The following is a 25,460-nucleotide window of genomic DNA, read 5'->3' on the forward strand; positions in this document are numbered from 1 at the left end:
ATACTTAGTTATTGAGATATATTTTCTTGAATTTATACAGCTGCCCATAATAGATATTATGTCAATCCGCTAATTAAAAATATAAGTAGCCATAAATAATAGCTACCTATGTAGGAGGTTATGAAAGTAAGTACATTAGGGACATAAAGTTGAGTACATAATATCACTTTTGTGTATTCTACTAAAAACCCAGCTCCCCCCTTTCACATGAGGATTGCTGGGTTTTTTATTAAATTCAATCAATAGAGCTATTTAATTCGTTTCAGTAAGAAAGAGATTACTCATTGTTCAGCAATAATGTTAGTTTATAATAAAGATTAAAGTGAACTAATAAACCCTGACCCACCAACACAGCTAAAGTCTGTCTTTGAAAAAATGATCAAGCCACCAAGTTTTTATAAAGAAGTTTAACTATTTTCTAATTTATTGTAATTCTGCCGACCTTCAAAGACCTTCTTTTTCTTAACCAACTCTTGAAATTCCGCCTCCAAACTCTCATTGTTTGGATCAAGACTTAACCGTCCTAAAACATGGGCAGTAGCTGTCTCTACTTTCAAAAGTTGAACCTCACATTCATCTCGTTCCGGTTGTTCTTCTTTCTCCAAATAAGCCTCATAATTGCCTTCAAACATTCTAAGCTGCTGATTCTCAAACGATAGAATCTTTTGGCAATCGTAGAAATAAATCTTCTTTCATGTGAAGCAAATAAAATTGTACCTTCATATTCTTTCAGTAAATCTTCTAAAGCATCCAGTGCTGATGAATAATTTATTGAAGAACTAAAAAATGGACATCAGGCGGCGATGGAAGTGTGGAAAAAGAAAAAAATCCTATACGAACGTTTTATCGCATAGGATTTTTTTTCATCAAACTTTATTTCAAATCCACATCAAGATTGGAGTTTTTGATGTGAAGAGATGATCTAAGAAGATTTAATTTACAAATTACTCCTTTTTTTAAACTTAGAAATAAATAGTAAAATAAACGGAAGTGGATACAAGAAAACCATATATACATACAAGTTAATCGAGTGTTCCACTCGCATGTGGTTTCCAGTTAAATATATAGTGAACGCAGTCACTACAATAGCAAAAACAACATAAACTGTCCCCTTATAAAGCTTTGATGATTTGACGGTTGTACTCAGTTCATACGCTAATCGGAAGTAAAGGCAACAGCGAATATATGTACCAAAGGAATTTAAAATCATACCATAAATATCAAAACGATCAAGAAATTGTAAATTAATAATTCTTACAATTTCTTGTGCTGGATAAAGCATATTTTCCGATTGCCCCAACCCAAAAATTGTAATAACTCCAGTCGTAGTTGAAAACATCATCAATCCATTTAAGAGAATCCCTATTGTCCATAATAAAAATATTCCCCTTTGCTTCGAGGTTTTCAATGGTAAACATAAGAGTAAGATTAATTCTACCCAGATACTCATAATAATTAATGTGCCAGCAAAAACTGGATTCCAACCAAATTCTAAAATTGGCTTTAATTGTCCCCAATCTTTAAACCTTGTATCCAAAATAGTGATTAAATGCCCTGTAATCATCGCAATAAATGCCAATGCACCCGCTGTTAAAGCAATTCGCTTAATTCCCTTCGAGGCTCCATACATAAAAAAAATTAGAAACCATATAATTAATGCGATTTGAGGAGTTTCTGGAAGAAATAAAATATAAACAAAATCAATAAAACTTGAAAAGGAAATGATAATAATAAAAAGAAAATATATGATTAATACGACATGCAATACAACCGATAGCTTTTTCCCTAAAATATCATGAAGTACTTCTCTTATATTTTTTTCTCCATATTTGATTTTTATATAATAAATAGCCAATGCATAAAGAAAGGCAAAAGGAAGGGATAGCAATATAGAAATCCAGGCATCCCTTCCAACCACGTCTATCATTAAAGGAAGGATGACAACATGTCCCATGACTGGTAACGTCAATATTAATAAAAATAGCGTTTCCCATTTTGTAATCATCCTTACTCTCCTTCAGTTAAAAAATGGAAATGGATTATTATATGGCTTCTTCTGAGGTTCATTCACACTTTGATTTGTTAGCCCTTGATGAAATATATCAGCACTTATATTAATGTCAATTGTTGCATCCGGAAAGATCTCATCATGGTAAATTGATTCAATATTCTTCCATTTCTGAGGAAAGCTCCGATATGTCTCTACTCCGATATCAGTTATGTCTGCTTTAAGTTCTTGTAGCTTATCCAATGTGGCACGTAAAGTACTTTCTAAGTCCTTTTCAATCAATTTTTCAGCTTCTAGAATAAAGTTTTCGTTAATCTCTTCGGGGTTGACCATTACGTTATCTCCTAATTCCCCATAAACTGACACATCTATTTTGACATGAAGCTCTTTTCCATGAAGCTTTGGGCTGACTGTCGTATTCGACCCTTTTACTTCCATCGAAATAATTTCTCCTTCTTCTATTGTTGGAACGGTGATGACTCCACCCTGAGCCCTGTCTGTCAGCACAGCTAATCCAACCGTTTCATCAATGTTTAATTCTCCGACCATTCTTTGTTCCTTTATCACAGCGGTACCTTCAATCGATGTGATTGTACCAGAAACATCTTCGACTACATTAATAATCGGCAAGTAAGCTGTTTGAAGTCTTTCTTCATTTAATCCAATAAATTCATATAAGAGGACAGGAATAAACTCTGCAGTAAATTTACTCTGCTCCAATCCTGATACAATTTCATCCGAAGAGAGGTTTTCATAAAGAGTTGTAGTCATGAAAATTTCATCTATTTCATCCTTCGTAATAAAAATGTAACTATTTAACCTGTTCATGGGATCCCGACGAATCACATCGAAAACTGGTACAAAGGGCTCCTTCGCTAAGTCTTCTCCAACAATCCATAGCCGAGTATGTCCAAATTGCAAACGTCTTTTTACATTGCGGATAAATTCTCGAGCCCCATGTAAAAGACTCTCCGCTTCCAATTGTAAAACAAGATTTTCAGCAGATTGAAAGCTAGCATCTTCTGACGGGGTAGGCTTTACTACTTCAGCATATACCTCCAACATGTTAGACTCCTTGTCGAAATCAAAACCAACTCCGTGAACAATTGCCTCATCATCCACTTCAGAACTGTTCCAACATCCAGTTAATATGAGTATTATCAAAATTAATAAAAAGCGTTTATATATTTTCAATTTTCATCACCCGTTTTTGGTACTGACTCTACCTTCATCCGTTTTTGACTCGGAATACTTTCAGGTCGACGTCTCATTAACCTTAAAGGTAAACGAATAAAGGTATCCTTCCAGTCATGATAGTAAAATGGAGAAAACGGAGCCAAATAAGGAACACCAAAAGAAGTTAATGATACCATGTGCATTAATAAACCTAAGGAAGCTATAACAATACCAAAGGAGCCAAATAATGCGCTCGCTATAATCAAATATATCCTTAATACAGCTACTACATCTGTAATTGGAGTAATAACGAAAGACGCAATATAGGAAATAGATATAATTACTATGGTTGGTGCACCTATTAATCCAGCAGTAACAGCTACTTCACCAAGAATTAAGGCACCTACAATGCTTAAAGCGGCACCAACTTGTTCGGGGAGTCTAATTCCTGCCTCTCGAACAATTTCATATAACACGACGGCAATTACCACTTCCATTATCAAAGGAAATGGTACTAGTTCCCGGGCTTGAATAATCGGGACAACCAAATCAGAAGGAATTAAGTTTTTTTCAAAGTTTAAAGCTGTTAAATAAAGTGCTGGGGCATAAATACTTACGATAAACGCAAAAAATCGAACGAGCCTTATAATTGAACTATAAAATGGTCTTGAAATGTAATCTTCGATATTTATGAAGTTTTCTAAGAAGATATTAGGACCAAAAAGAACAATAGGACTTCCGTTTGTTAATAAAATAATCCTCCCTTCCGTCAGCAAGCTAGCTACTTTATCAGGTCTTTGGGTGTTTCCGATAGTAGGGAATATAGAATAAGGATGGTCTTCAATTAATTGCTCTATTTCACCATCGTTATTAATAGCATCAATTTTAATTTCCTTTAGTCTATCTCTAACTCTTTGCACAATTTTTGGATCTGCTACGTCTTTAATATAACCAATTTTTACATCCGTTTTTGTTAATTCACCAATTTCATAACTCTCGAATCGTAAGTTTTGATTGGTAACCCTTCGCCTTATTATCGTTATGTTCACTCCATTACTTTCTATAAATCCTTCTTTTGCTCCTCGTACTGTACTCTCATTTTTTGGTTCTTCTATACCACGAACTTCAAATCCATCTGCTTTAATTAACAGACCTACTTTATAACCTTCAACTAAAATTAAAATGTTTCCTTGTAACACTTTATCAAGCGTACTATCCACATCGCTTGTCAGTTCAATATTTTTCACTTGTAAATGATTCTGTACCTGATCGAGATTATCATTTGGCATTTCATCTAGCGGGATGGTCTGCAGAGGTTTTAAAATATTATTCCTCTTTAAATCTTCATCTATAATCCCATCTACGGCTACTAATAATGCATTTAATTCCTTATCTTCGTTCATTTTAATATTAAATTTTGTAATCAGAATATCATCACTAGATCCAAGTTTTTCCTTTATAATATGTTCATTTTGCGTCAGTTCTGTGGAAAATTTCATTATTTCTTTCTGAGGCTTCTGCTGGTTATTTACAGAGCGGAGAACCTTACCAAGTATTTTTTTTATTTTATTTGAAGGATTCAACTACTTTCCACCTCAAATCCATGTAGTTAAATTTATTATATGTACTATTTGGTTTTCTATACAATACTAATCCCTCAACAGATTTCGATTTGATTTTCCAGAAAAAAGAAGCACCTCCCGAAGCCTTAATAGGGGTAATCAAAAATAGGCTGATAAGGTACTTCCCATATTCTATGAACCTTGCTAACACTTATTTATAATCAGTAGAGTTTCTCAGAATGGGAGAACTTAGGCTTTAGAAAAAACCGACTTTCCTTTGTGAGAGTCGGTTTATTTTTTGCTTCAAATGTTAGGGTCAATTATAGGGTTCGTATTGTGTGAAGAAGTAAAATAAGAATTTTTGCAAAGGGGACGCATTACATGAAAGGTTATGTAATAGCTGGGTGTTAAAAACGAACGCATGTAGTAGTAGTAGTAGTAGGAAAATCTTTAAGCAAGAATCGACTTCCGATTATAGGAATCGGTTTTTTCAAAGTCATCAATTCAGCGCCACCACTTCTTCGACTAGCATATAATTAGCTTAATATGTACAATGGATTCACCTCATAGGAATGAATATTCATTCCTATCTAATATAAATTAATTATAAAATCAAGCAATCCTCTGAAACACCCCTTCAGATAAAAAATCCAAAGGGTAAAACAACAGAACACCTTTATTTTATTACTGCCTGTAGTTTCTTTTTTGCTCGAATTAGCGTACTTTTGGATATCCCTGTCAATGCTTCTACTTGTTTATAGGAATTGGTTTCAAGGAGCTTTAGAGCGTGCTCCACTTGCTCTTTACCATATTTATTTGGTCGACCTTCTCTAAAATTAGGATTCTGTTTCGCTATTGCTTTACCTTCCTGGGTACGTTCCACGATCATATCTCTTTCAAATTCCGCAAAAGCTAACATAACGCTTAATATTAGTCGTCCTGTTGGAGTATCTTCAACTAACCCCATATTTAATACGTGTACTTTAACACCTTTCTCAAATAGTTCTTTTATAACGCTTATTCCATCTGATGTTGTTCTGGCAAAACGGTCTAGCTTTGTAACGGTTAATGTATCGCCCTCTTTTAACACTTCCAGTAATTTATTAAAATTTGGCCTATCTCTTTTTGTTCCTGTAAATTTATCTTTATATATTTTGTCGCAGCCTTCACGCTCTAATTGTTGTAATTGTCCAGATAAATCTTGATGTAATGTTGACACCCTTGCATATCCATATTTCATATGTAAAAACTCCTTTATTTATGACACTAAGATATGACACCAGACTACACCTTGATTCTACTGGTCTAGCGTAACAGTGTCAATACTCTTAAGTTATGACACTATCACACTAAACTTTTACTAAAAAATGCTTTAACGCAATTAGCATTATTCTAGTATTAAAGGGAATTGAAATTATGGAATTGTGTTACCGTTTTAGTTGAGAGGACTCCTTAATTATGTTTTTCTATGTCCCTTAATTGAAGTGTGTCTTTTTCATGCCACCAATGAAATTCTAAACATTCATTTTTACTTTTGGGTATGATGATTAAGTAAAATGGCAAACATTCTAATTTAAATGGAACAGCAGAAAACATCGTATTGTCTTGTGCATGTATAGGTGCCATTCTTAACCAATTTTTTAGATGATTAACGGTTAAATGCCCCATAATACGATTAAGAATCCATTTCAATGCAGCCAGGCTTTTTATGCTGTAATGCGTCCTCATTTTAAATAGGGAGTCGTTCAAATAATTATGATCTTGCTCCGTACCAAAACGGTACTCGAGTGAATTGAAAAAAGGAATTTCTTTTCTTCGCTTTACGTCATGAATACTGTTATCTCCCTCATTGAATTTTCTCCAGGATAAGAAAGCGTAGGCATAAGGGCAATTTGTATTTGTTTTATACACATTTTTTTGAAAATCCTTAATACAACTGGCGTGCTTATAAAATACTTTGCGAACATTTGATACGATTGATTTCATCGTAGCTTTTGATGACTGATATATTTCCTTCTTTAATTGGAATTCGTCTTGTTTTTCTGTAATATAATTGGATTTATTTTGTGTCAACTTCTGAAGACTTAGGATATATGGTGATGATTTTACGTGTCGGTGAAGTGCAGATTGACTAGTTTTGAAAGATGGAGATATCGCTTCTAAGATGAATTCCATCAATCCAGAATTTTTTTGCAAATCTATATTCTGATGAAAATATAGAGCTATTTTATCATGGACACCTTCCAAATTGAACATAATCCAATATTTTAGAGGTGTAGACTGATTTTCAACATTTAATTTTTTCCAGGCACTTGGATAACGTTGACCTTTTTCCAGTGAAAATAATAGATGGCCACATTTACATCGAAAAGGTTCTTTTGTATCCTTATCCGATAACCTATAGTACATTACTCTACTGCATTCAGGACACCCTTCCACAAGGGAGATGTTATGAAACGGACAACTGTGCACTAGGCTAAATTGATGAAAAATACTATGATAACCGATTTTTATGCATTCAGGACAAATTTTAAGATGACTGTGAAAATAGAGATTTGAGCTACCTTCCTCCATTATATTAGTCAGCATATTAATGTTACGACGGTTTACTTCTTTAATGGATAAGCCAAAAGTCTTTATTAAGGATGATTCATCCATACCCTCTAAAGTTAGTAAATTGCACGCTTTTTGACTAAGATTTGCAGCTCTTAGACCCTTACTATACCGAGTGCCAAATAGTTCAAATAAATCGATTACTGTTGCTCGGTTTGCATATTTAAATTTTTCAAATATGCTCCAGGGTGATTCATAAGGTGATATCCATTCTGGTAGCCATGTTACTTTGTTAGGTGTTATCGATTCGTCTTCTATTAGTAGAAATTGTCTTCTTATAGTCAACTTACCCTCCCCCCTTAAAGCACATCCTGATGAATCTCTGCGTCAACATAACCAGATTTTAATATGGCTTCTTCCCAGCAATTCTTTGTAATCCAGCTAATATTCTCTCCATTTGCTCCAAATTTCTTAAGAGCATACTCTATTGTTAAAGTAAAATATTGCATTGGAATTTCCATAGATTTCGTAAGACCGGCTTTCCGTCGTAAATTATAAAACGTTTCCATTAGCTCATCTGTACAGTGTTCTAAACGATAACCGTTATTAAAAGCTTCAGGGAAGAAATATCGAGCATACGACCAGCCACTTCCTATCGGGTATTCGGAATCATGGTCATATCCTGATAAACATGATTTTAGCTCTTCAATATAATTAATTCCTGTAAACTCATATTCATGTACCATAAATCTGCCTATAATCTGTGCTTTTTTTGCCTGTATAAATGCTGATCGTTGATACAGCAATTCATTTTGACCAACAAGTATGACAGTAAGTTGAATACCAACCCGGTCTAGTTCGTTGTATACATCCATTAACCAACCATAATGTAGCTCATGTAATCGGTGAGCTTCATCTACAAATAATATGATTCGGTGTTGTTGTGATCTTTCTCCCTGTTCAATTAAAAATCTAGTTAAACGATCCCGTTTAATATTTGCTTTTCCACTATAAGCAAGATTATGACCAACATCTCTCAATAAGTCTTCAAAGAAAACTCCTTCATTTGCATATTTATAATGCCGACAAATAATTTTATAAACGGGAAGTTTCTTTTTATATTCATCAGGTAAGATTTTCATGATGTAATCAATAGCTTTACTTTTACCTAATCGTGGTCGTCCATAAACAATTGCACCAGGAGAACGATTATCTATCCATTGACAAATAGCATTAAATAATCGTTCTATTTCACTTGTGGCAATAAGGTACCGTCCGTTCTCAATAGGGTGACTTCCTGCAGTGACATAGGGTCTTCCTATTTGTTCTGGACTTGATATATTTCTTTCTGGTACTGACACTTTTCCACCTCTCTCTTTAAAAAGTAATTGTTTTTGTTATACGTCTCTCGGAAGGTATATCTTTCTTGTGTTTCCGTTGTTTTTTGTGAAGTCCTAATTCATCTTTTTTTGCCTTTTGAGTATTTTGTTGTAACTCTGTTTTTTCCGAAGAATGCTCTTCAGCATAACGATTTAATGTTGCTAATGTGTTTCGAGCATCTCTTTTCTTTTTTGACTCTTCTTCTAAGTGCCGTTGAAGAATTTCGATTGGGTCATCTTCATTTAGAAAATGAATTATTTTTCGATTACGCAGTTTATTAATCAATTTTCTTGTTTTTAAATCGTGGGGAGAAATCCCCCATTTACCTGAAGCAGAGAGCGTTCCGAATTCACTTCCATCTTGCAAATAAGCTTGAATGGATCTTAAATCTACTGTATTAACCAATAAGGTTAGCTTTTCTCCAATTAAATCATAGGATCGAGATAATATTTCATTGTGGTACGTTACCCCTTCATAGTTAATATGAGGACGTTTCCCCTGTTGCTTATTTCCTTTCACGACTCTTTCTACTTTCATTGAGAAAAATGCCACCTCATTTCTTTGTTCTTCAGGCATTGCCCGAATGGGCATACCTCTTAATATTCGTTGCTCTAAAGCCTCTAAAGGAGTTAAATTATTAATTCCCTCGTGAGGAGTTCCATTATAATTAGCTATAAGTACATCCGTAATTTCTTCTAGGTGTGACGCTTGGATTTTATATTTAACCGCCTGTTTTTCGGGGTCTTTACGCAAAGGGTCTTTAGGATGACTACCTGTTGTACTGGGTAATTGATGATAACTACTTTCTTCTAGCGTTCTAAAAAACCTTTCAATAATGGCTCTTCGTTCTGGGACACCAACAGGACCAGCATTTACTGAAGAACCAACAATATTTGTTAAACGATCACGCACAATATTGGATAAATTGGCTTTAGCATTATCATAAAGAAACTCATCCCACAATCCCCATTTTGCTTCCTTTATCAAGTAAGACGGGAAACTACCAGTAGAAGAATAATTTAATCCGGGAATGGACAGTGTCTTGGGTTTCCATGGAACCACTGCATTTCTAATACACTGAAGAACGTCACTGGATGAATATTCTTTATTCAGACAAAGATGATGACCAAGAATCGCTCGTGTAGCGACATCAATAATAACTAATAACCATATTCGATTCATAACCTCAACGACTTCGTCCCCTTCAGGTGTTTTATAGACCACTGCAATAGCTGTATCGATTCGATGACCATCAAATTGTACACGTTGGTATGGTCTAATAATTATTGAGGTATTGTCACTCAAATTATTTAATTGATCATTGTTATAGTGCAATTTTTTAAGTTTCATTGTATACCGTTGTAGTGCCTTTCTTCCCTTTGTTTCGGTGTTAAATGGATATTCTGAAATTGTACGACCTGCTGCTCGACAAGCTTCGAGAAATATTTTGTGGAACGTTTTAAAATTAATGCGGGAATTTTTTCTGTAGTTTTTTAAATAATAATCATGTAGGGTCTCTTCAATGGAAGGATAAGTATCAAGAAGTAATGTAAATGCGCCTGCTAAATTAGTTGAATTATTTTTAGGTAAACTTTTACGATTATAGCTCTTAATTCTCTTATACGGAATTAATGCACGGAAACCCCAAAAATCTCCATTCTCGTCAGGTTCAAGATACCGTTTTGCAAACTTATAAATATAATCCCTTCGAATACCGGTAATATTTGTGATTTCCTGTAATGATTTTTCGTTTTTAAAATACAATTCAACAGCTTGTTTTCTTTTTAAGAACACATTCCTGTATTCCTCATCAATCTGGTCCAATAAGACACTTGGCCATAAAGAAGTGTCTAAATAATTAGAATCTATATAATCCTTTTCAAAAAATCTATTTCTCGTCATTTAACCACACCTCTAAACTTGATCCAATTAGTTCCGAATCAATATTCGCTTTAAGTCTCCCATTATATATTAGGAGAAAAATAGACTCTCTTATTCTTGCAGGATTAATATTCAATTGTTGACTCAATGAAGCGATTGAACATCTTTTCACCTTAGATAGTTGGCGTTCGATTTTATACATGTCTGTTTCGACAGGTTGAGGACGATTGTTAATGTAAGGCAAAAGCGTTTTCATATTGGAGAGTAAAATTTTATTTCCTCGAATTTCTTTTTCAGTTTTAATAACAAAGTCTTTTTCATGGATTTCACACCATTGTTGTGCAATCGTACTTCTCGCAGATTGACCGGAATAATCAGATTTATTTGAGTACCGAATTTCAACGAACTGTTCGTTTTTATTTTCCCACTCAACCCACATATCAAACATCACTTTCATTAACTTACCCTCATACATTTGCTCAATTTTTAATGGTCTTTCACAGAAGGCGCGCACTTGTGGATTAGTCTCGATTAATACCCAAAAGTCATATTCCAAATCACTAAATAACCGGACGTTCCTTTTAACTTTAGGGCTGTATGCTTCCCAGTAATTGTTCCCAAATTTACTGCTTCTTTTTATTGGAATAGGTGAATACATAGGTTTCCTCTCCTTTTAAACGTCTATAAATCATCGGATAAAAAGACACTATATATTGTTATTCTACAATTATTTTAAAAATCCTCTTTATTAAGAACTAGAAACATTTCAGTTTTTCTTATCCTAGAATGATCAATTTTCATCTTCCAAATTAATAATGTACTCACTTTCAGTTCCAACAGAACGGAGTTAAAAGTGAGTACATTATTTTGCGTAGAGTTGTTTAATATGCGTATTTGTTGATTGAAAAGTACTTGCTTTCATGACCTCCTACAACCTACTCTTTTTACGATTCTGTTAGCAGATCAAAGCTTTTCTTAAATACTTCATCTTTAGTAATCCATCTTTTTACTGTTGTCTCTTGTATTTCTTTTGATGTACAGGTAAACTCAATTGATTGAACTACCGCAAAGATCGCTAGGAAGTTTAACTTTATTTTTATTACGGCTTCTTTCGTATTTAAATGTTTGCTATCTTCTAAATGACCGACTTCTAACTTTTCCTTTACTCACTACCCACATATCACAAAAGCAACAGGGTTCTGTTCATCAAAAAATGATGAACAGAACCACGTTAGATTGATTTGAATATTAATTTTCTGTCCTTGATTACATGATTTTATCTACTCTTATTATTATAATGATGGATCCCTTTATTATTATCTAGTTGGTCCTCAACAACTCCACTTTGATAACTTTCATTCAGTTGGTTTTTAACTGCTTGAACACCCTTATCGTCTTCAAGGAATTGATTTTTCTTGTTTTTACTTTTGTTGTCTTTACTCATCACTAACACCTCCTTATTTTTAGTATGTACCAAGAATGGTGAAGGTATTGTGAATATCACTTCCAAATAATGGTTGTAACAATGTATAATATATTTGTTTTTAATATTTCCTAACGACAGATTAAACCATCAAGTTTGCATAAGTTCGTACAAATCATCTAACTTTATAGGAGTTTGATAATTTCATCTTACTTATGTTATATTAGACTATATAGTCGAACTTATACCAATAAAGGGGCTGGTTTTTCATGGGAAATGAAGTTTCAGTATTTATTATGGATGTTAGAAATTCTTCCAAAATAGATATCGGCGATGAAATAAGTAATTATCTGCAGCAATTCCAAGTTAGTCTAGCATATTGGTCACAAAATATTGTCACTACAAAAGTTATCCATCGTGCAGGTGATGAATTAGTTGTTGTATGTAATGGATTTGCTTCAGCGTATACACTGGCTTTCTATTTGAGTCGGATTTGGAAATTTCGAGAACACCCACCCTATTTCGGTCTTTCGTTTGGGCGCATAGAAGAAGAACTAAATACGTTAAATATTGAAACGTGGATTAATCCTCTAATGAAAGAAGCTCGTCTAGCAAATAACTATTTGAAGAACCAAGAAAAAAGAATGCAATTTTATTTCAAGCTACCAGATGTAAACAAAGAAGCTAGCTATGAAATAGATAGCAACCCGTTAGAGCTACTTTTAAATACCAACCTAAAGCTTACTCAAGAACATGCAAATGCACAAACAGAGCTGCAATCTCTTGTCTTCTCTTTGTACCTTATCTTAGGGCAGCAAAATAAAGTTAGTAAATATCTAGGCAGAACCAAATCAACCATATCAACGCATATGAAAAATGGTAAAACGGATATTATTATAGAAGCATTTGAAAATATAGTGCAGGTATTAAATGGTCTAGAAACAGAGTCAACGACTAACAAGGTAACAGAATTGCAAGCTAGTATTAAACAAAATATTACAAACCGCTTACAAGATTACTTGCCAATCGAGAGGAATATAAAATGATATTATTATCGCTACTCTTAGCGCATTTAATTGCTGACTTTTGGCTTCAAACCGATCAAATGGTTAGAGAAAAATTAACATTTCTAAAAAAGCATCTCATTCATCATCTTTTAGCAACTGGAGTTACACTTCTATTTATATGGGGAGTTATCTACGAATTTCAACATATTTTAAAATATCTCTTTCTCCCGTTAATTTTTATTTGTATGACACATCTATTAATTGATTTATTGAAAATAAAACTTGGAGAAACAAAAGATAGTATGAAAAAGCTTGGTTTCTTCTTACTGGACCAAGTATTACATGTAACAATCATTGTAACGACTTGCTTTCTATTCTTTCAACAAGAACCCCTAGCAATATGGAACAGCTTATTGAATTTACATGAAGGAATTATACAGACAACATTGTTTATACTAATTTTATTTATTCTAGCCACAACCGTCAGTGGCCACATAGTAAAATATGTTGTTGGCTCCCTGCCCTCAGAATTTACAAATTTTGAAGGTGAATTAACTTTGAGAAATAAAATAAGTAATAAAAGTGAAAAAAATGTACCCAATACCGATAATAGTTTTACAGAGGAATATCATTACTATTCGTACTCCTCTCCCCTGCGTTCTCGTGGAAAACTAATCGGATATATTGAGAGATTACTAGTAATTGTATTGACAATGATTGGTTCTTATCAATCTATTGCTTTCATAATTGCTGCAAAATCAATCGCGCGATTTAAACAACTTGATGATCGTAACTGGGCGGAATATTTTCTTTTAGGGACCCTTTCCTCTATATTCTTAGGTTTAGTACTTGGGTTAATTTCCAAAAAATTGTTGATGGAATAGAAAAAGGACTCTTATTAACAAAGAGTCCTTTTCCAATGTTATTCACTTAGTTTATATTTCTTTAAAAGACTTTCTAGTTTTAAAGCCTTGGTCATATCTCCATCCAACTTTAATTTCCCAGTCATAAATGCTACCGTTCCATTTAGATTTCCAGCAAGAAATTTATGGAAGTTTTTGAGCGACATTTTTAATGTGCAATCTGCATCGGCCTTTACCCCTTCACTAACCTTCGCCGTACCATTTTGTATATCTAATTGATAGACACCTTCCTCTTCCCCACTAATCTCAAATTGATACAATGACTGAACTTCATGGATAGGTTCAGGATTTTCATTTAACCTTTTTTCAATTTCTTGCATAACTTCATTTAAACTTAAATTCTCCATTTAACTTACTCCCCCTACTTTGTCTACTATGACTTTTAACCATGAACATTTAGTTGAATTATAAATGTTTTTTAGTTTCTTTTCAATTATAAGAAAAAGTAAATTCAAAATCTTGTCTTTCTTTAAGTAGATTGTATGACAGATAGTAATTTATCTGATATGATTATTCATGAATCAAATAAGTTTTACCACTACTAGGGGTGCCCAATCGTGGGCTGAGAGGAAAGTGTAGCATACTTTCCGACTCTTAATGAACCTGATCTGGGTAATACCAGCGGAGGGAAGTAGGAAGGCACATCTGTGTCATAACTATTTTACTGATGAAACCAGGTCTCTCGTAGATCTGGTTTTTTTGATTTTATCCCCCCTATTATGAGAGGAGGTAAATAATGAATCGTACACGTTTAATAACATTAATGGCTGTTTTTATTGCGATTGGAACGATAAGTGCTCAGCTTATCTGGTTCCCTGCAGGTGTAGCAAGAGCTTATCCAGTGCAACACGCAATAAATGTTATGGCAGCTGTTACCCTTGGACCAGGTCCCGCCGTAATCATTGCATTCATGATTAGTCTATTACGTAATATGCTTGGACTGGGTACACTTCTCGCATTTCCTGGAGCGATGGTTGGTGCATTTTTAGCAGGCATTCTTTATAAAAAGACTGAAATAAAATCACTTGCTGCAGTTGGAGAAGGAATTGGAAGTGGTGTAATTGGAGCAATGTTCGCGGTACCATTTGCAACTATCTTTATGGGTACTGCTGTTGGAGCTTTTGCATTCATTCCTGCATTCCTTGTAAGTAGTTTATCTGGATCAATTATCGGACTAATTATTGTTTCAAAGGTTAATAGTAGAAAATTGCTTCACAATTAAGGAGTGTCTAAAAAAGCTATGACAAATCATATTAATCAACAAGTGCCGTGCGCTCTAACAATTGCTGGAACAGATCCAAGTGGCGGAGCTGGAATTCATGCGGATTTAAAAACATTTCAAGAACTCAGGAGTTACGGAATGTCAGTTATCACATCAATTGTTGCACAAAATACAACTGGTGTTCAGGCAATCTCTCATGTTTCACTAGAAATGATTGAACAACAATTGGAATCTATCATTTCAGATATGCCAATACATGCATTTAAGACAGGTATGATCGCTAATCAGGAAATGATGCAAGTCATCTATAATAAAATTGTAAATATTAATGCGCCATATGTCATGGATCCTGTGATGGTTGCGACGAGTGGTGATGTTTTAATCGAAAACCAAGCGAGAGATTTTTTACGTGATAAACTTATTCCGCTCACTACTGTAATTACTCCTAACATTCCTGAAACTGAATTTCTTACTGGAGTAAAAATAGAATCAGAGACTGAAATGCAGGAAGCAGCACATCTTTTAGTAAATAAGTATGGTGCTGGAGCTGCCTTAATCAAAGGTGGTCATCTGAAAGGCGATGCAATTGATTTTCTTTATGACGGAGTAAAAATGCATAGTTTCTCTTCGCCACGAATTCCAACCAACAATACACATGGAACTGGTTGCACCTATGCAGCAGCAATTACTGCTAACTTAAGTAAAGGACAACCATTAGTTGAGGCTGTAAAAAATGCGAAAACATTTGTAACTGCTGCTATCAAACATTCCTTTGATATAGGAGCTGGCAGTGGTCCTACGAATCATTGGGGAATCCGGCTGGAAGGTGTTGAGATATGAACTCAGAAATTATTGCACATGTTAGAGAAAAGCAACCTCTTATATACCACCTGACAAATCAAGTCGTAATGAACTTTACAGCTAATGGCTTATTAGCTTTTGGAGCATCACCAATAATGGCAAAGTCTCGAGAAGAAGCAGCCGAAATGGCAAGTATTGCTGATGGTGTTTTAATTAATATTGGAACATTAACAGAGGCTGATCTTCAGGCTATGATCATTGCAGGTAAAATAGCGAATGAAAGAAATATTCCAGTAGTATTAGATCCCGTAGGAGTTGCTGCAACATCGTTTCGTTCACAAGCTGTTCGGAAGATTTTAAATGAAGTAACACCAACTATCATTAAAGGAAATGCTGGTGAAATGGCTTTCCTCGCTGATATTCCTTGGCAGACAAAAGGTGTTGAATCAATCGGGGTTGGGAACTTAGAAGAAGTTGCCGCAATCGTTTCTAGAAAGTATCAAACTACTGCGATTGTTACAGGAGAAACAGATATTATTTATTCAGATGAAACATGTATTGAAAATCATACTGGTCATCCTCTGTTGACAAAAGTTACGGGAGCAGGCTGTTTACTAGGTTCCATAATAACTGCAAGCCTTACAACCGATCATTCGTTAAATGAACAAATGAAAACATCCTTAGCTTTTTACGGATTAGCTGCTGAGTATGCTGCTAACCATCCGAATGTAAACGGTCCAGGAACTTTCATGCCTCATTTTTTAGATGCACTGTCTTTTAATGAGGAGCAGTTAAAGGAGAATTATAATGATGCCGATAAATAAATCTTTGCGCAAATATTTTATTATGGGCAGTCAAAATTGTCAGGGAGATCCTGTGGAAATATTAGATGCTGCAGCTAAGGCTGGCATTACACTATTTCAATTTCGTGAAAAAGGTACCTCCTCCCTCGCTGGTAACGACAAATTTGAATTAGGGATGAAATTGCAAGCGGTATGCAGGAAGCATAACATTCCATTTATTGTTAACGACGACGTAGAACTTGTAAAAAGCTTAGATGCTGATGGAATTCATGTCGGCCAAGATGATACTTCAGTTGAAGAGTTAAGAAAAATGTTTCCGAATAAAATCATTGGTTTATCTGTTTCAACAAAAGAAGAACTTGAACAAAGCCCTTTAGATCTCGTGGATTATATTGGAGCGGGACCTATTTTTCCGACCTCGACAAAAAATGATGCGAAAGAAGTAGTTGGTCTTGATTGGATTTTAGAACTCCGCAAACAATTTCCTAATCTTCCGATTGTAGGCATCGGTGGAATTAATACAACAAATGCGGCCTCTGTTATTCAAGCAGGAGCAGATGGTGTATCATTTATATCTGCAATTACTCAAGCGAAGAACATCAATGGAGCAGTGAATGCATTATAAACTCAAAAATAAACCTCCATTTCATTAGAAACAATGAAATAGAGGTTTATTTTATAGATAAATATTTACTTCCTTCTCTTATACTTAATTTGGATAACGCATTATTTTCAATAAAATTCTTTACAAGTTGCGGGTTTGTTTTCGAGTATTCTCTTAGCGCCCAACCTATCGCTTTTTGAATGAAAAATTCTTTGCTAGAAGCATGCGTTTCAATAAAGCGAAATAATAGAGGCGCATCTGTATCTTCTTTATATTTCAACTGAAAAAGGATAGCGCTTCGCTGCAACCACATATTATCACTAACTATCCATCCTTCAATTACCTCAGTTATTACTTCAGGATGATTTTTAGCAATTTCACCAACTGCCCTTTGCGCTAGCATATCAACAGTATCCCACCAAGCCTTTGTAATAATAAGTTTTTCTATTAAAAGAATATCTGCCTTTTCCAGCTTTTTTAAAGAAGAAATAATATAATCAGTAGCAGCATACTGGAACTCTCTTTCTTTTAAATCCCATAAACCAAGTACAAACTCACGTTGAAAAGAAAGTTTTAATATTTCACTTTCCTTATAAAAACGTCGCATTACCTCTCTTCTCTTCGGTGTTTTTATTCCTAAAAAAGAAAATTTATTTCGCATATATTTCTCCATAGGAAAAGCATTTTCATCTTTCGCTTCTGCTTTAAACATTTTTTGAATTAACTCCAGTTCATGCAAATTTTACCACCCTTTTCTTTTAAAAAATCAGGTACCCAGTCTGAACTGAGTACCTGATTATTATTATTATTTAAGCGTGCATTGACATTTCACCTGATTTGATTTTTTCAATATGGTGACATGCTGCTTGATGGCCTTCTTTCATATGATCGAGATTACGAAGTTCTGGAACTTTCGTTTTACAAATCTCTGTTGCAAATGGACATCTTGTATGGAAACGACATCCTTGCGGTGGATCAATTGGAGAAGGAACATCTCCTCTTAATACAATACGTTCTTTTTTCTTTTCAGGATCCGCAATAGGAATTGCAGATAATAGCGCTTTTGTATAAGGATGTTGTGGGTTATCAAATAAAGATTTCTTATCAGCAACCTCAACAATCTTACCTAAATACATAACTATTATTCTATCAGAAATATGACGCACAACTCCTAAGTCATGGGCAATGAATAAGTACGTCAAATTAAATTCACGTTGTAAACTTTTAAGTAAGTTTAAAACCTGTGCTTGAATGGATACATCAAGAGCAGAAACTGCCTCATCCGCAATAATTAGCTTCGGATCAAGTGACAATGCTCTAGCAATACCGATACGTTGACGCTGACCACCTGAGAATTCATGTGGGTAACGATCAATTTGATCAGCATTTAATCCAACAGTTTCAATTAGTTCAATCGCACGTTTTCTTAATTCATTTCTTGGAGCAACCTTTTGGATATGCATTGCTTCTGTTAGAATTTTTGCGACTGTGTGTCTAGGGTTTAGAGAAGCATATGGATCTTGGAAAATAACTTGTAGATCCTTACGCTTTTCTCTCATTTGACTCTTACTAAGTGAAAGCAAATCTTCTCCCTGGAAATCAATTTCTCCAGCTGTAGGTTCCTCTAATCTAAGAATCGCACGTCCAGTTGTCGACTTACCACATCCAGACTCTCCTACAACACTTAATGTTTCACCTTCATATATATCGAAGGAAATATCATCAACTGCTTTTACGTGGTTAACGGTTCTACCGAGAAAACCACCTTTAACAGGGAAATATTGTTTTAAGTTACGAACTTTAAGTAGCTCTTTCTTTGTCATTTACTTTCACCTCCGGATCTCCGTCCCATTCATCAGTATAAATCCAGCAACGAATTTCTGAACCGTCTTCTTTTCTATCAAGTTTAGGCAGTTCCGTCACACATAGTTCAGTTGCGAATGGGCACCTTGGTGCAAAACGACAACCTTTAGGCATGTTTCTTACACTAGGAACATTTCCTCGAATTGGTTCTAATTCTTCTACATCTATATCATGACGTGGCATAGAATTTAAGAGTCCAACTGTATAAGGATGCTTTGGATTTTTAAATAACTCACGAACAGACTGATATTCTACAACTTGACCGCCATACATAACTGCAACATAATCACATGTTTCAGCTACAACACCAAGATCATGTGTAATCATGATTACTGACATTCCAAGTTCTTCTTGTAAACCATTAATTAGTTCTAGAATTTGCGCTTGAATGGTAACATCTAATGCTGTTGTAGGCTCATCCGCAATAAGTAATTTAGGATTACATGCTAATGCCATTGCTATCATAACACGCTGACGCATACCACCAGAGAGTTCATGCGGATATTGCTTCACTCTTTGAGCAGGTGATGGAATTCCAACTAATTCTAATAATTCTATAGTACGAGCATTCCCTTTTTTCTTATCTAAGCCCTGATGTACTTTCAATGCTTCATATATTTGTTTACCAACTGTATACACGGGGTTTAATGAAGTCATTGGTTCTTGGAAAATCATTGATATATCATTACCGCGAATCGTTCGAATCTCACGTTCGCTTAATTTAGTTAAGTCTTTTCCATTAAATAGTATTTCACCGTCAACAATTTTTCCCGTCTTTTCTAATAATCGGAGAATCGATAAGGCCGTTATACTTTTACCTGATCCAGATTCACCAACTATTCCTAAGGTCTTACCTTTAGGTAGCTCGAAGGATACGCCATCAACAGCTTTTACTTCAAAGTCATCAGTAAAGAATGAGGTTCTTAAATTATTAACTTCTAATATAATATCATCCTTCATCAATTCCACCTCTTTCTTCAAACGATTGATTAATCTATGTCAATTCGTTTATTTAATAGTTTATATGAAATATCTACTAATAAGTTAACAAATACAAACACTACAGCAATAACGAGTACTCCAGCTTGAACAACTGGGAAGTCTCTTGCAAGAATTCGGTCAACGATTAACTTACCCATTCCATTAATAGCGAATACAGATTCTGTAAGAACAGCACCTGCTAGTAATCCACCAAACTGTAAACCTATGATCGTTACAATTGGAATAAGTGCGTTTTTAAGAGCGTGTCGATAAATTACCACTCTGTCTTTCAAACCTTTTGCTCTAGCCGTTCTAATATAATCTTGTGAGATAACATCAAGCATACTAGATCTAGTAAAACGAGCAATTACAGCAGCACCTGACGTTCCAAGGGTAATTACTGGAAGCAGGATTTGTTCTGGTGAACCCCAACCTGTTGGCGGGAACCAGCCTAAGTTAATAGAGAACCATTGCATTAACATTAAACCTAGCCAGAAGTTTGGCATAGATAAACCAAATAACGCCACAAGCATAAGTGTAACATCCATGACAGAATATTGTCTAACAGCTGAGACTATTCCAGCTGCCATTCCAAGAACTATACTGAATATCATACTATAAACGGCGAGTTCTAGGGTCACCCAAAATTTGGGCCAAAGCTCATGACTTACTGGTAAACTTGTTCTCCAAGAATTACCAAAATCCAATGTTACTGCATCTTTTACGAATTCATAAAACTGTATAGGAATTGGTTGATCTAAACCTAATCTTTTTTCAATTTGTGCAATTGTATCTGGTGGAGCATTCTCACCAGCTATAATATGTGCTGGGTTTCCTGGTGTTAAGTGCATTAAAGAGAAAACAATAATTGTTACACCAAGTAAAACCGGTATAAGTTGTAATAAACGACGTACAATAAATTGAACCATCTGCTTCTCAAACCTCCCTTACTTCATTTTTGGATCTAAAGCATCACGTAATCCGTCACCTAGTACGTTAAAGGCTAATACGATCATCATAATAACTAGACCAGGGAATAATGCGATATGCCCTGCCTCCCACATAAAGTCTCGACCATCACTTAGTAATGCACCGAGTTCAGGCGACGGTGGTGCTTCACCCAAGCCAAGGAAGGATAATCCACTCGCAGTTAATACTGCACTTGCTATAAATACACTTGATTGAACAATAATTGGTGATAGTATGTTAGGGAAAATATGTAGAGCTATTATCCTTAAATCAGATGCTCCAAGTGCTCTCATTGCATCAATATACTCAAGGTTTTTAACCGATAGAGTTGATCCCCTTACAATTCTTGCAAAAGTAGGTATCGCGAAAATTGCAATTGCATAGATAACGTTTTCTCTACTTGCTCCAAGAATACTAACTAGAGCTAGCGCTAGTAAAATACCTGGGAATGCTAAAAGAATATCCATTAGACGCATAATAATGGTATCAATTTTACCACCATAGTAACCTGAAATTATTCCGATGATGACACCAACTAATCCACCTAGAATAGTAGATAAGATTCCGATAGTCATCGTTATCCCTACCCCGTGGATAACCCTCGTAAAGATATCTCTTCCATGGTGGTCAGTTCCAAACCAGTGTTCAGCTGATGGACCTTCTAACTTTACCGCATAATTAGGTAAGTTTGGGTCAATTGTCGTTATCCAAGGACCTACAATAGCAACTATTGTGAGGAATATAATAAGATAACCACCAATTAAAGCAGTTTTGTTTCTAGCTAAACGCTTGTAGAAATCTTTTAAGTTATTAAAAAAGATTGACCCTCTTTTTTGTGGTTTTGCGATTTGATCAACTTCTTTATTTGTTGTCATTGGTAAACCCCCTTCATTTTAAAAAATTGTTTAACTAGTAGGCACTTATGTCTTAAAGTTATGCGTTTCCATAAAAGAGACTTTTTAAAGTTCTACTGTTTGTTAAAAAAATAATTTAGATAGTAATTAAATATAAGTTTAATAGAAACAAATAATTACAAATTGATCTAAATAAATTTTCATATAATAGGAAAACTTTAATCATTCCACTCCCTTTTACTTTTCCCTAATTTAGTTTAGAACACAATTTACCACCATAAAGTAAAGTATAAATTAATTTTCTTTTTAAGTAAACCTTGGATTCTAAACTTGCTTTTTATCTAAAAATATTCTATATTATAAATTGATTATGCTTTAAGTATAGTCTATTTAACAAAAAAATATTTAAGGGGGTTTTACATCTTGAAATCAAGAAAATTATGGTTGCTTACAGCACTCATGCTTGCTCTTGCGCTAGTACTTGCTGCATGTGCTGGTGACGGGGAGCCAGATGATGAGCCTGAGACAACTGACGACGGCAACACAGATACAGAAGATGATTCAACTGATGATGCTGCAAGTGAGGGCACAGGCGATTTAGTTATTGCTATTGGTTCAGACATCGTTTCACTATCAACACACGGATCAAACGATGTTCCTTCAAGTAACGTTGGGGAAAACATCTATGAAACTCTTACAAAGTTCGATGAGAACGGAGAGATTCAACCTGGTCTAGCTACATGGGAAGAAGTAGACGAAACAACATGGGACTTCTTTATTGAAGAAGGAGTTACTTTCCATGATGGAGCAGCATTAAATGCGGAAGCAGTTAAAGCTAACTTCGACCGTATTGTAGATGAAGAAATCGCATCTCCACGTGCATTCTTATTTGAAGCAGTGGAAAGCACAGAAGTAGTTGATGAGTACACACTACGAATCAACTTAGCGTATCCGTACGCACCACTACTTTCAAACTTAACACACAGTGGAGCAGCAATTATGAGTCCTGATGTAATTGCAGAAGATTATGCTCAACTTGCTGACGGTGGAGACGTTGATGCTTACATCAACCAAAACCCAGCTGGTACAGGTCCTTTCAAATATGAAAACTGGACTCCTGGTGAAAGCGTAGTATTAGTAAGAAACGACGATTACTGGGGTGAGCCTGCGAAGCTTGATTCAGTAACATTCAAAGTTGTTTCTGAGCAAAGTGCACGTATTGCTGAGTTAGAAACGAATGTATCTCATATTGTAGATGCTATCGGACCTAACAACGTATCAAGAGTTAATGGTATGGATAATGCAAACGCTCTTGAAGAGCCTAGTGTATCTTTAGCATATGTTGGATTCAACGTACAAAAAGAGCCATTTGATGATGTAAGAGTTCGTCAAGCAATCTCTATGGCAATTGATAAAGAACAAATCATTGAAGGGGTATACAATGGTATTGGTATCCCTGCAGTAGGACCACTTGCACCACCAGTATTCGGTTATGATGAAAACGTAAGTGGACTTGAGTACGATCTAGAAGCTGCACAAGAATTACTTGCAGAAGCTGGATATGCAGATGGTTTTGAAACAACTATTTGGACAAACGATAACGAGCAACGTGTTGATACTGCTGTAACAATCCAAGCACAATTAGCACAAATTGGTATCGATGTTCAAATCGAAGAGCTTGAGTGGGGTGCTTACCTAGATAGAACAGCTAATGGAGAGCATGACATGTTCATCCTTGGTTGGTCTGTTGTAACATCTGATGCTGACTACGGAATGTATCCATTATTCCACTCTTCAGCAGTAGGATCTACAGGTAACCGTTCATTCTTAGAGGATCCTGAGCTTGACGCTGTTTTAGATGAAGCACGTAAAGAAACAGATCCTGCAGCGAGACAAGCGCTTTATACTGAAGCACAAGAAATGCTTGTTGACCTAGCTCCAATGCTTTATTTAAACCACCAAGAGTATCTACTAGGAGTTAACGAATCTGTTAAAGACTTCTGGATTGATGCACAAGGTATTTACAAACTTAAAGACACTTATATCGAACAGTAAAAAGTTCATGGAAAAAGCCTTGTACAAAACGTACAAGGCTTTTTCTTATATACAGAAAAATTTACTTCCTATATCCTTCAGGTAATAATCTCTCATCTATCGGTATCTCAGGGTTGATATCTAATAGCATACTTATAAATTTTTCCCTATTCTTAGGAGATATTGCAACAATATCATATTTACCACAAGATATTTGAATTCTTTTAAACGAAAGTGCTGGTGATGATAACGGCATCTTTGAAAGAAGAATTAGTTGAATTTCAGGAATTTCAATTGTTTGTCTTATTGGACCATAATAAATTTTAATTTTATTATCTTTTATTAAATAACCAGTACGGAACCAAAACCAGAGTAGGAACGCAGCAAGAGTCACGGTAATAAACAAAGCAGTAAGCTGCTCATTTATCAATGGTAAAAGAATACCTGCGATACTAACTCCCCATACTAAAAATGTTATCCACTTGTCTCTTATTGATGGAAAATACATTATTTTCCTCCCATCTTCTTAGCTTACTGAAAAATCATTTTATCGATGTTTTTAAACTCTAGAGTAGTTAGTTTATCCGTGATCTTATCCACTTCAAAATGACGGATAGCGGTATCTATTTCACATTGAATAGGCACATCACACTTAATCGTCGCTAGCTCTCTTGAAAGATGTAAATTATCAAGATTGTCTAAGATTTTCTGACGCAAACTCTTTGATAATTGATCAACATTTTCTAATAACACGTCGATTGTATCATATTCCTGCATTAATTTTATAGCAGTCTTCTCCCCTATTCCTTTAACTCCTGGATAGTTATCTGCACTATCCCCCATCAGTCCTTTAACATCAACAATTTGTCTTGGATAAATTCCTTTTTTCTCGTAGAAATTATCCTTTGTAAATAGTTCGTAATTACCTAAACCTTTTCTCATGATCGATACATGAATATTATCTGTTACAAGTTGCAACATATCTTGATCACCAGTAAGAATAATTACTTCATTTGTTTCACTATACACTTTAGCAAGTGTCCCTATACAATCGTCGGCTTCAAAGTTTTCTAATCCTACGTTTGGTATATTAAACGACTCTACTACCTCTTTGATTAAATCAAACTGCGGAATTAATTCCTCTGGAGGTGCATCTCTATTCGCTTTATACAACGGGTAAACCTCATTACGGAAAGTTTTGCTTCCCATATCCCAGCAACAAATAATATGTGTGGGCTGATACGTTTTTTCTGCATCAATGAAATATCTTAAGAATTGGTAAATACCATTCGTCGGCATGCCTGAGCTCGTCTTCATAAAGTTACCTCTAAAAGCTGTAGCAAAAAAACCTCTAAAAAGTAATGCCATTCCATCTACTAATAACACGCGATTTTTAACCATTTAAACAAATCTCCT

At 34.9% G+C, this 25,460-nt stretch carries 25 protein-coding genes and 1 riboswitch; of the genes, 7 read left to right on the forward strand and 18 right to left on the reverse strand.

Annotation, left to right across the window (positions count from 1 at the left end; all coding sequences use genetic code 11):
- Positions 1-407 precede the first annotated feature (407 nt).
- From ACXYMZ_RS04365 to ACXYMZ_RS04410, 10 genes are all read right to left on the reverse strand, one after another.
- The gene (locus ACXYMZ_RS04365; RefSeq protein WP_458947135.1) at positions 408-632 is read right to left on the reverse strand and encodes a hypothetical protein; all 225 of its coding nucleotides are present in this window, start codon (positions 630-632) and stop codon (positions 408-410) included.
- Between the two features lie 305 nt (positions 633-937).
- Positions 938-2,005, reverse strand: a complete 1,068-nt coding sequence (locus ACXYMZ_RS04370; protein WP_458947136.1) for a GerAB/ArcD/ProY family transporter — start codon at positions 2,003-2,005, stop codon at positions 938-940.
- Positions 2,006-2,017: 12 nt separating this feature from the next.
- Complete coding sequence (locus ACXYMZ_RS04375; RefSeq protein WP_458947137.1) at positions 2,018-3,202, reverse strand: Ger(x)C family spore germination protein; 1,185 nt, start codon at positions 3,200-3,202, stop codon at positions 2,018-2,020.
- On the reverse strand, positions 3,199-4,767 hold the full coding sequence (locus ACXYMZ_RS04380; protein WP_458947138.1) for a spore germination protein: 1,569 nt from the start codon (positions 4,765-4,767) through the stop codon (positions 3,199-3,201). The genes ACXYMZ_RS04375 and ACXYMZ_RS04380 overlap by 4 nt, the downstream gene beginning before the upstream one ends.
- Positions 4,768-5,422: 655 nt before the next feature.
- Positions 5,423-5,986 (reverse strand): recombinase family protein, encoded by a 564-nt coding sequence (locus ACXYMZ_RS04385; RefSeq protein ID WP_458947139.1) that lies wholly within the window; start codon positions 5,984-5,986, stop codon positions 5,423-5,425.
- A gap of 212 nt (positions 5,987-6,198) precedes the next feature.
- Positions 6,199-7,644 carry a TniQ family protein gene (locus tag ACXYMZ_RS04390; RefSeq protein WP_458947140.1) on the reverse strand — a complete coding sequence of 482 codons (1,446 nt, stop codon included), beginning with the start codon at positions 7,642-7,644 and terminating at the stop codon, positions 6,199-6,201.
- Positions 7,645-7,658: 14 nt separating this feature from the next.
- The gene (locus ACXYMZ_RS04395; protein ID WP_458947141.1) at positions 7,659-8,660 is read right to left on the reverse strand and encodes an AAA family ATPase; all 1,002 of its coding nucleotides are present in this window, start codon (positions 8,658-8,660) and stop codon (positions 7,659-7,661) included.
- Positions 8,661-8,676: 16 nt separating this feature from the next.
- Positions 8,677-10,581, reverse strand: coding sequence for a hypothetical protein (locus ACXYMZ_RS04400; protein ID WP_458947142.1), 1,905 nt, complete (start codon positions 10,579-10,581; stop codon positions 8,677-8,679).
- Complete coding sequence (locus tag ACXYMZ_RS04405; protein WP_458947144.1) at positions 10,568-11,218, reverse strand: TnsA endonuclease N-terminal domain-containing protein; 651 nt, start codon at positions 11,216-11,218, stop codon at positions 10,568-10,570. Before ACXYMZ_RS04405 ends, ACXYMZ_RS04400 begins: the two co-directional genes overlap by 14 nt.
- A gap of 618 nt (positions 11,219-11,836) precedes the next feature.
- The gene (locus ACXYMZ_RS04410) at positions 11,837-12,004 is read right to left on the reverse strand and encodes a hypothetical protein (RefSeq protein WP_458947145.1); all 168 of its coding nucleotides are present in this window, start codon (positions 12,002-12,004) and stop codon (positions 11,837-11,839) included.
- Positions 12,005-12,252: 248 nt separating this feature from the next.
- Here ACXYMZ_RS04410 and ACXYMZ_RS04415 point away from each other — a divergent pair, with 248 nt between their 5' ends.
- Both ACXYMZ_RS04415 and ACXYMZ_RS04420 read left to right on the forward strand, forming a co-directional pair.
- Positions 12,253-13,029, forward strand: a complete 777-nt coding sequence (locus ACXYMZ_RS04415; RefSeq protein ID WP_458947146.1) for a hypothetical protein — start codon at positions 12,253-12,255, stop codon at positions 13,027-13,029.
- Positions 13,026-13,874 (forward strand): DUF3307 domain-containing protein, encoded by an 849-nt coding sequence (locus ACXYMZ_RS04420; protein ID WP_458947147.1) that lies wholly within the window; start codon positions 13,026-13,028, stop codon positions 13,872-13,874. Before ACXYMZ_RS04415 ends, ACXYMZ_RS04420 begins: the two co-directional genes overlap by 4 nt.
- A 38-nt stretch (positions 13,875-13,912) precedes the next feature.
- On the opposite strand, the gene ACXYMZ_RS04425 is transcribed toward ACXYMZ_RS04420, so the two are convergent.
- On the reverse strand, positions 13,913-14,260 hold the full coding sequence (locus tag ACXYMZ_RS04425) for an SCP2 sterol-binding domain-containing protein (RefSeq protein WP_458947148.1): 348 nt from the start codon (positions 14,258-14,260) through the stop codon (positions 13,913-13,915).
- 186 nt (positions 14,261-14,446) lie between these two features.
- Positions 14,447-14,560, forward strand: a riboswitch (TPP riboswitch).
- A gap of 89 nt (positions 14,561-14,649) precedes the next feature.
- Between ACXYMZ_RS04425 and thiW the strand changes: the two genes are divergently transcribed.
- The 4 genes from thiW to thiE are packed head-to-tail and all read left to right on the forward strand — an operon-like array spanning position 14,650 to position 17,364.
- On the forward strand, positions 14,650-15,135 hold the full coding sequence (thiW, locus tag ACXYMZ_RS04430) for an energy coupling factor transporter S component ThiW (protein WP_458947149.1): 486 nt from the start codon (positions 14,650-14,652) through the stop codon (positions 15,133-15,135).
- A gap of 18 nt (positions 15,136-15,153) precedes the next feature.
- Complete coding sequence (thiD, locus tag ACXYMZ_RS04435) at positions 15,154-15,975, forward strand: bifunctional hydroxymethylpyrimidine kinase/phosphomethylpyrimidine kinase (protein ID WP_458947150.1); 822 nt, start codon at positions 15,154-15,156, stop codon at positions 15,973-15,975.
- Positions 15,972-16,760, forward strand: coding sequence for a hydroxyethylthiazole kinase (gene thiM / locus ACXYMZ_RS04440; protein ID WP_458947151.1), 789 nt, complete (start codon positions 15,972-15,974; stop codon positions 16,758-16,760). Before thiD ends, thiM begins: the two co-directional genes overlap by 4 nt.
- Before the next feature lie 22 nt (positions 16,761-16,782).
- Positions 16,783-17,364, forward strand: coding sequence for a thiamine phosphate synthase (gene thiE, locus ACXYMZ_RS04445; RefSeq protein ID WP_458947152.1), 582 nt, complete (start codon positions 16,783-16,785; stop codon positions 17,362-17,364).
- Between the two features lie 46 nt (positions 17,365-17,410).
- Here thiE and ACXYMZ_RS04450 read toward each other — a convergent pair whose 3' ends face one another.
- The 5 genes from ACXYMZ_RS04450 to ACXYMZ_RS04470 all read right to left on the reverse strand — a co-directional run bounded on the left by ACXYMZ_RS04450 (position 17,411) and on the right by ACXYMZ_RS04470 (position 22,031).
- Entirely contained in the window at positions 17,411-18,055 is a 645-nt protein-coding gene (locus ACXYMZ_RS04450) for a DNA alkylation repair protein (protein WP_458947153.1), read from the reverse strand.
- Between the two features lie 97 nt (positions 18,056-18,152).
- Complete coding sequence (locus ACXYMZ_RS04455; protein ID WP_458947154.1) at positions 18,153-19,166, reverse strand: ABC transporter ATP-binding protein; 1,014 nt, start codon at positions 19,164-19,166, stop codon at positions 18,153-18,155.
- Entirely contained in the window at positions 19,144-20,166 is a 1,023-nt protein-coding gene (locus tag ACXYMZ_RS04460) for an ABC transporter ATP-binding protein (protein WP_458947155.1), read from the reverse strand. Before ACXYMZ_RS04460 ends, ACXYMZ_RS04455 begins: the two co-directional genes overlap by 23 nt.
- Before the next feature lie 29 nt (positions 20,167-20,195).
- Positions 20,196-21,116 (reverse strand): ABC transporter permease, encoded by a 921-nt coding sequence (locus ACXYMZ_RS04465; RefSeq protein ID WP_458947156.1) that lies wholly within the window; start codon positions 21,114-21,116, stop codon positions 20,196-20,198.
- A gap of 18 nt (positions 21,117-21,134) precedes the next feature.
- The gene (locus ACXYMZ_RS04470) at positions 21,135-22,031 is read right to left on the reverse strand and encodes an ABC transporter permease (protein WP_458947157.1); all 897 of its coding nucleotides are present in this window, start codon (positions 22,029-22,031) and stop codon (positions 21,135-21,137) included.
- A 402-nt stretch (positions 22,032-22,433) separates the two neighbouring features.
- Between ACXYMZ_RS04470 and ACXYMZ_RS04475 the strand changes: the two genes are divergently transcribed.
- Positions 22,434-24,065: a glutathione ABC transporter substrate-binding protein gene (locus tag ACXYMZ_RS04475; protein WP_458947158.1), complete on the forward strand. Its 1,632-nt coding sequence runs from the start codon at positions 22,434-22,436 to the stop codon at positions 24,063-24,065.
- A gap of 61 nt (positions 24,066-24,126) precedes the next feature.
- Here the strand turns inward: ACXYMZ_RS04475 and ACXYMZ_RS04480 are convergent, their stop codons facing one another.
- A complete protein-coding gene (locus ACXYMZ_RS04480; protein ID WP_458947159.1) occupies positions 24,127-24,552 on the reverse strand; it encodes a PH domain-containing protein in 426 nt (141 codons plus the stop codon).
- 23 nt (positions 24,553-24,575) lie between these two features.
- Positions 24,576-25,445 carry a 5'-3' exonuclease gene (locus ACXYMZ_RS04485; protein WP_458947160.1) on the reverse strand — a complete coding sequence of 290 codons (870 nt, stop codon included), beginning with the start codon at positions 25,443-25,445 and terminating at the stop codon, positions 24,576-24,578.
- Positions 25,446-25,460 lie beyond the last annotated feature (15 nt).

The sequence above is a fragment of the Oceanobacillus sp. CAU 1775 genome (assembly GCF_054482815.1).